Source organism: uncultured Oscillibacter sp. (assembly GCF_947654275.1).
Taxonomy (GTDB): Bacteria; Bacillota; Clostridia; order Oscillospirales; family Oscillospiraceae; genus Oscillibacter.
The window spans coordinates 1-6,117 of record NZ_CANTJS010000090.1; the positions used below are offsets into that span (position 1 = coordinate 1).

The window sequence follows — 6,117 nt, forward strand, 5'->3', positions numbered from 1 at the left end:
TTAATTTGTGTCACATTGGCTTCATTTTGCGGTGACTGCCTGATATTTTTGGGTTTTGCGCGTCATTCTTTATCAGGCACACCCATTACAGTCCTGTTCCTTTTTGTGTTCCGGGGGGTCAGGCCAGGGGAATCTCAAACTCCGGCCAGCCCGCCGCTCCGGCGGCAATGGCGTATTTGGGGAAGACCACCACGGGGGTTCCGTCCTCCCGGAGGTAGAAGGAGGTCGTCCCGTCCACGGTGGTGAACCCGCCCTGCTCTGGGGTGAAGAAGAAGGTGAAGCCCTCTTCGTCCACGCTGGCGGCGATTTCCGCGCTGATGGCGTCGTTGCAGCGCCGGACCCAGTCCTCACCCAGCACGTCCCGGAGGGTGATGGCGCGGTCCTCCGACAGGTCCAGGTTGTAATAGTACCGCTCTTCATAGGAGGCCACCCAGCCCTCTGCCAGCGTGACCACAAAGGAGACCTGGGTATCTGTCTGCCGGGTGACGGAATAGTCGATGATGACGTCCATCTCCCGGTTGCCCCACTCCTCTTCGGTGCCGCCGGTGGCAAAGAAGGCGTCCTTGTAATCGGCCCAGTCCTGCCGGGCCTTTTCCATATGCTGGTCCACCTTTTCCCGAATGACGGCGTTGACCGTCTCGGTCATGCCGCCCTCCGCCTCCAGCCGGGGAACGGACACCACGTAGTTGATGCCGCCGTCAGAGGCGTCATAAGAGATGACCGTCATAATCCGGAACAGGCCGCCCAGGACGGGGACGTCCGCCGCGGCCTTGGCAAAGGCGGGGGACAGGTTCAGCCCCGCCAGCAGCAGGGCGAAGCAGGCGGCGGCGCTGAGCCAGCGGCGGCGCGCCTGGGTCTTCCGGGCCCGGTGGGCCCTCCGGCCCTGGCGGATGCCCGCCTGGACCCGGTCCGAGAGCTCCCGGGGGATGGGGATCTCGTCATAGGCCTGTTTGGCCTTGCTGAATTCGTTGAACTGTTTCATTCGTCTTCCGCTCCTTCCATGGCGATGCGCAGTTTTTTGAGTCCGGCGTACAGCCGGCTCTTGACGGTGCTGAGGTTGGCTCCGGTGGCGGCGCTGATCTCTTTAAGGGTCAGCTCCTCATAGAACCGCAGCCGGATGACCGTGCCCACTTCCGCCGGCAGGGCCTCCACCTGCCGGGCCAGATGCTCGTCCGGCGGCGGCGGGTCCTCCTGCCCGGGCTCCGACTCGGGGAAGGGCACGAGTTTGCTCCGCTGGCGGAGGATGTCCATGCAGGCGTTGACCAGGATGTGGTAGAACCAGGGCCGGAGGGCGTCGGGGTTTCGGAGGCTGTCCTGCTTCTCGAGACTCCGGCAGACGGCGGTCTGCACCGCGTCCAGGGCGTCGTCCTGGTTCTTGAGATAGCTGAAGGCCAGCCGGTAGAACCGGTCCTGCTCCGCCGTGAGATAGGCGGTCAGGGTGCTTTCAATCGTATGTGCCATAGGATGATCGTCCTTTCGGGGGGAATTGCCTGGCGGCCGCCGGGGCGGCGCCGGGAAGCGCTTCTGTATAAGAGACGGCGGAGGGGGGAGAAAAGTTTGAGGGAGACAAAAATTATTTGTCTCCCGCCGGGGGAGGAATCCCCCGGACCCCCTCTTTTTGGTTTCCGCCCGCCGTATGGCGGGCGGCGGCATGTTCGAGGAACTGGCAAGTGGGCGGGCTTTACGCCTGCCCCTGTAAGAACGGCTGTAGGGGCGGGCCTCTGTGCCCGCCCGTTTTCCCAATGGTGCCGGGTTTCTGCCGGGGGAAGAATCCCCCGGACCCCCTCTTTTTGGTTTCCGCCCGCCGTATGGCGGGCGGCTGTCTGTTTGAAGGATTGCTTGAGGAGGACCGGGCCCCACAGGGAGGTTTCCCGATACCCGATAGAAGGTCCGTGGGGCCTGACTCCATGGTCAGGCCATACCCCCAGGCCCCGGCTCCTTCTATGGCCCGGTCAGGGGACCGGGCCTCACAGGGCTGATTCTGCGGCGGAAAAAGCGAAAACACCTGCGGTCCCGCGGGACGGCAGGTGTTTAGAAGCTTTGCCCGTTCATCTGCTTCCCCTTTCCTACTGGGAGACAGCCATGGGGCGGAAGCCGGGGGCGGCGGCCCCGTTCCGGTGCTCCAGACTCAGGGCGGGGAGCAGGCTGAACCGGGGCGTGACGGCCATGCCGCCGAGGGTCCGGCCATAGGCGCTGAGGACCCGGTCCACAGCCATGGAGCCGTTTTCCCGGCTGGCGGTGGGAAGCAGCAGCAAAAACTGCGTGGGGCTGAACTGGGTGAAGATATCCCCGGAACGGAGATTTTCCAGAATGGCGTTTTTCAGATTCCCCATGGCGTCGGCCCGCCGGGAGACCGTCAGGCGGGTCCCCTTCTTCGGGAACAGGGTGATGACGCCCAGCTGGATAATCTCGCCGCTGCGAGCGGTGGTGCGGGCCAGCAGACGGCAGATGTTCTGAAAAACAAAATATTCGCAGAAGAAGGCCCCCTTATTGGCGGCGTCCTCCCCCAGCAGAATGGCGCGGATGGTTTGCAGGTCCAGCTCCTGGACCTCCTCCGGACCGCTGAGCTCGTGATACAGGGCGGTCATCTCCCGGGAGGGGGAGACGCCCAGCTGGCTCATGAGCAGGGTGGATACATCGTTATAATACTGGGACACCGCCTGCCTGGCCCCGGTGGCGTGGAGCAGGCGCATCATGAGAAGCTGGCAGCTTTCGTCATAGGGGTCCACTGTGGCGGCCAGGCGGCACAGGTCCACGGCCTCGTCCAGCCGGTCCAGGTCCCAGAGGGCCGTGGCTGCGGCACAGCAGAGATAGAGATACCGGGAATGGTAATATGTACGGGGCGACAGGGCCCAGGGGCTGGCGGCGGCGTGGGGCAGAAAATCCCCCTGGCAGAGGCCCAGGGCCTCTCTCGCGGCGCTGAGGCCCTCCTCGCTGTGGGGAGCCGCCTCAAACCGGGCCTGCAAATCGTCGAACTCCTCGGTGTCCAGCCTGATGGTCAAATCCGGGTTCCAGGTGTAGACGCCGCGCCGGTACAGCAGGACCTTTTTCCCGTCGGGGAAGCCCAGCCGCTCCAGAGTGAGCCGGGCGCGGTGAAGCAGGGTCTTCAGGGTGTTGACCGGGTTGCCGATCTCCACGTCGCCCCAGAGGATATCTATGATTTCCTCCTGGGGAATACGGCGCTGGTGGAACACACAGAGGTATTGCAGAAATGCCCACTGACGCCAGGAACCACTGTCCTGCTCGGTGATCTCCACGTCCTGCCCCTCCGGATGGGAGAGCCGCAGAGAAAAGCCGCCCAGGGTTTTGATATACAGGATGCGCTCCAATGTTCGAGTCCTCCGTTCTCCTGGCTGCCGGGGCGTTTTTGGACGCGTTTCTAAACACACATAAAGAAGCGCAAAGCTCCCCGGTCTTCGTATTATAGCACCAATTAGGAAAAAAGGGTGGATTTTTAGGAAAAAATTTAGCTGCCCCCAGAAATGGCCTGTGATTTTGACGAATGGAAATCATTTGATATTTTATGTGTGAAAAGGGATAAAAACGGGTTAAGCCGTGTAAATCTCCCGGCAAAGCTAAATATGGGGACATTTGCCCGCCGATCGCGGAAAAACTTTGTATGAATCCACAAGGCGTTTTGGGCGGTTTTAGAACAGATTTTTGTAAACACATGGAGGAAAAGGGCAAAAAGGTTTTATAAAAATAAAAAATATTTTTCTTTTTTTCGAGAAAAAATCAGGGTGCTGTAACCAAGCTGAAACCTTTTCGCGCTATGCTGTACCCATATCCGGCGGAGGGACCCGCCGTTTGCGGCCAAGGGTCATTACGAATTTTAAGAACCTGTATTCATAGCCGTGGGATGCTGGATGGACGGGAATTTTTCCTGTCAGACAAGGAGCTTTTCCGCAGCAATCCTGACGGATTGCAAGGAAAATCGACGCGGTATGACGGGAAAAAGGCCGTTCAGACAGCGTTCAGCGGTTGTGAATACAGGCTCTAAGAACCAAGGAGGGATAAACAGCGTGGGAGCCTCTGAGTTTATGCCGGCCGGGCAGAACACGGTGATTGTGCGGATCACCTCCTATGACCATATGCGGCCCCAGGGCACCCTGATGGGTCTCGGACTGGAACGGCCTGTGTTCTTTCGCAGTCTGGCTCAGCTGCTGATGACCATGGAAATTCTGATGGACCGGAAGAACCGGCCCCAGCGGGGAGAGGAACACCGGGCCTTTACCCGGCCCCGGCCCCTGGAGGGGGCGGAGGCGAAGGAAACTGAGGGGGCCGCCTTGGCCACCTTTCAGGTCCGGGTGCTGTTCCGGCAGAATGCCAGCTGGCAGGGGAATCTGGTCTGGGCGGACCGGCAGATGGACGCCCAGTTCCGGAGCGTGCTGGAGCTGGTGCGGCTGATGGACAGCGCATTATCTGTGGAGGAAAACGTATCATGAACCCTACATTAAAAAAGGTATGGAATCTGATTTCGTGGGTGCTGGTGAGCGCCGTGGTGGTCCTGGCGATTCTGCTGGCTGGCGTCCGGGTGGTGGGCCTGACCCCCTACGCGGTGCTCAGCGGCAGTATGGAACCCACCTATCCCGTGGGCTCCATGATCTACGTCAAGGCGGCGGACCCCGCCGACGTGGAGGTGGGGGACCCCATCACCTTCTACCTGGGGGAGGGGCTGATTGCCACGCACCGGGTGGTGAGCATTGACGAGGCGGGCTTTCACACCAAGGGAGACGCCAACAACGCCGAGGACGGCACGCCGGTGGCCCCGGCCAACCTGATTGGCAGGCCCCGGTTCTGCATCCCCAGGCTGGGTTATGTGTCCTCGTGGATTTCCCAGCCGCCGGGACTGTACATTGCCGGGTGCGGGGCGCTGGCCCTTCTGGCGCTGATGTTTGTGCCGGAGCTGCTGGACGCCGCGGACGCCGCCGACAAGCGGGACGCGGAGCGGAAGAAAAAAGAGAAATCTTAAAGGAATCTGAAAATCGGAAAGAAATTTCAGGAAATTTTGAAAAAATTTTCCGCCTGTAACCTGCCTGAAACTTTTTGGGAGTATGATGCCCCCAGACTCAGGGAAAACACCCCATACGGTATCTTGTGCAACTGAAGGCTGCATGGATATAAAAAATCATTTTTAGGAGGAACCAAGCATGAAGAAGAAACTGTTAGCGCTGATCCTGTCCGTGGCCGTCGTGGCCAGCATCGCCGCCGCCGGTACCCTGGCTTACCTGACCGCTCAGACCGACGACGTGGTCAATACCTTCACTGTGGGCAATATCCAGATCGACTTGAAGGAGCATGTAGTTGATAATGAGGGCAATCTGACTGAGGAAGCCACCATTGAGCAGATTTATTCCCGTGTTCTGCCCGGCGAAGTTATCAATAAGGATCCGTTTGTGACTGTTGAGGAAGGCAGTGAGGATTGCTACGTGTACGTCTGCGTAGACAATAAGCTCAACACGATTGAAATTCCCTCCGGCGTTGTTGCCACCATGCTGGACGTCGACACCAGCAAATGGGTTGCGGTCAGCGATCCGACTGCGAACAAGGTTGTTTACCGTCTCGGTGATCTGGCTGTCTCTGCTTATGACGGCGCTGTAACCGAGTATGTGTTCAAGCACGTCATTTTCAACGATGAGCTGACCAATGATGATATGCTGGCGATTCAGGCCGCCGCAGGCAGCAATACCATCACCATCCAGGCCTTTGCTCACCAGGCAGAAAATCTTAACAGAGCCGAAATTGATGCGATTGCTTGCGATACCTTCGGCGTTTGAGCTTCCCGCCCCCAATTTAGACAACATCTGGTAAGAGAGTATCTTACATTTACACAAAAGAGAACTAACGCAACGAAAAACCCTAACCCCGACTAAGGAGGAAATCCTATGAAAAAACGGACCGTGGCCCTGCTGTGCGCGGCGGTCGCGCTGCTGGGAGTCATCTTCGGCGGCACCATGGCCTGGCTGAACAGGGGAACCGACGCTGTGGTGAACACCTTTACCACAGCAAGCGTCGGCCTGGCTCTGAAAGAGACGACGGGCCCGTACATCATGGCCCCGGGCGCCGTTCTCGACAAGGACCCCAAGGTCATGGTATACGCAGACAGCGCCAGCTGCT

General features: G+C 59.5%; 7 protein-coding genes. 4 read left to right on the forward strand and 3 right to left on the reverse strand.

The features are described 5' to 3' along the window. Positions 1-118: 118 nt before the first annotated feature. From Q0063_RS14095 to Q0063_RS14105, 3 genes are all read right to left on the reverse strand, one after another. Positions 119-982, reverse strand: a complete 864-nt coding sequence (locus tag Q0063_RS14095; protein WP_297872596.1) for an RsiV family protein — start codon at positions 980-982, stop codon at positions 119-121. Continuing rightward, on the reverse strand, positions 979-1,461 hold the full coding sequence (locus Q0063_RS14100) for an RNA polymerase sigma factor (protein WP_297872597.1): 483 nt from the start codon (positions 1,459-1,461) through the stop codon (positions 979-981). Before Q0063_RS14100 ends, Q0063_RS14095 begins: the two co-directional genes overlap by 4 nt. Positions 1,462-2,066: 605 nt before the next feature. Beyond that, positions 2,067-3,329 carry a BTAD domain-containing putative transcriptional regulator gene (locus Q0063_RS14105; protein ID WP_297872598.1) on the reverse strand — a complete coding sequence of 421 codons (1,263 nt, stop codon included), beginning with the start codon at positions 3,327-3,329 and terminating at the stop codon, positions 2,067-2,069. A gap of 711 nt (positions 3,330-4,040) precedes the next feature. Between Q0063_RS14105 and Q0063_RS14110 the strand changes: the two genes are divergently transcribed. From Q0063_RS14110 to Q0063_RS14125, 4 genes are all read left to right on the forward strand, one after another. Next, on the forward strand, positions 4,041-4,445 hold the full coding sequence (locus Q0063_RS14110) for a hypothetical protein (protein WP_297872599.1): 405 nt from the start codon (positions 4,041-4,043) through the stop codon (positions 4,443-4,445). Further along, a complete protein-coding gene (locus tag Q0063_RS14115) occupies positions 4,442-4,972 on the forward strand; it encodes a signal peptidase I (protein WP_297872600.1) in 531 nt (176 codons plus the stop codon). The genes Q0063_RS14110 and Q0063_RS14115 overlap by 4 nt, the downstream gene beginning before the upstream one ends. A gap of 178 nt (positions 4,973-5,150) precedes the next feature. Continuing rightward, positions 5,151-5,777, forward strand: coding sequence for a SipW-dependent-type signal peptide-containing protein (locus Q0063_RS14120; RefSeq protein WP_297872601.1), 627 nt, complete (start codon positions 5,151-5,153; stop codon positions 5,775-5,777). A 108-nt stretch (positions 5,778-5,885) separates the two neighbouring features. Next, positions 5,886-6,117: hypothetical protein (locus tag Q0063_RS14125; RefSeq protein WP_297872602.1), on the forward strand; the 232-nt coding region annotated here is incomplete at its 3' end.

Coding starts and splice junctions, on each gene's coding strand:
- Q0063_RS14095 (WP_297872596.1), bottom strand. CDS start 982: ATGAAACAGTTCAACGAATTCAGCAAGGCCAAACAGGCCTATGACGAG.
- Q0063_RS14100 (WP_297872597.1), bottom strand. CDS start 1,461: ATGGCACATACGATTGAAAGCACCCTGACCGCCTATCTCACGGCGGAG.
- Q0063_RS14110 (WP_297872599.1), top strand. CDS start 4,041: ATGCCGGCCGGGCAGAACACGGTGATTGTGCGGATCACCTCCTATGAC.
- Q0063_RS14115 (WP_297872600.1), top strand. CDS start 4,442: ATGAACCCTACATTAAAAAAGGTATGGAATCTGATTTCGTGGGTGCTG.
- Q0063_RS14120 (WP_297872601.1), top strand. CDS start 5,151: ATGAAGAAGAAACTGTTAGCGCTGATCCTGTCCGTGGCCGTCGTGGCC.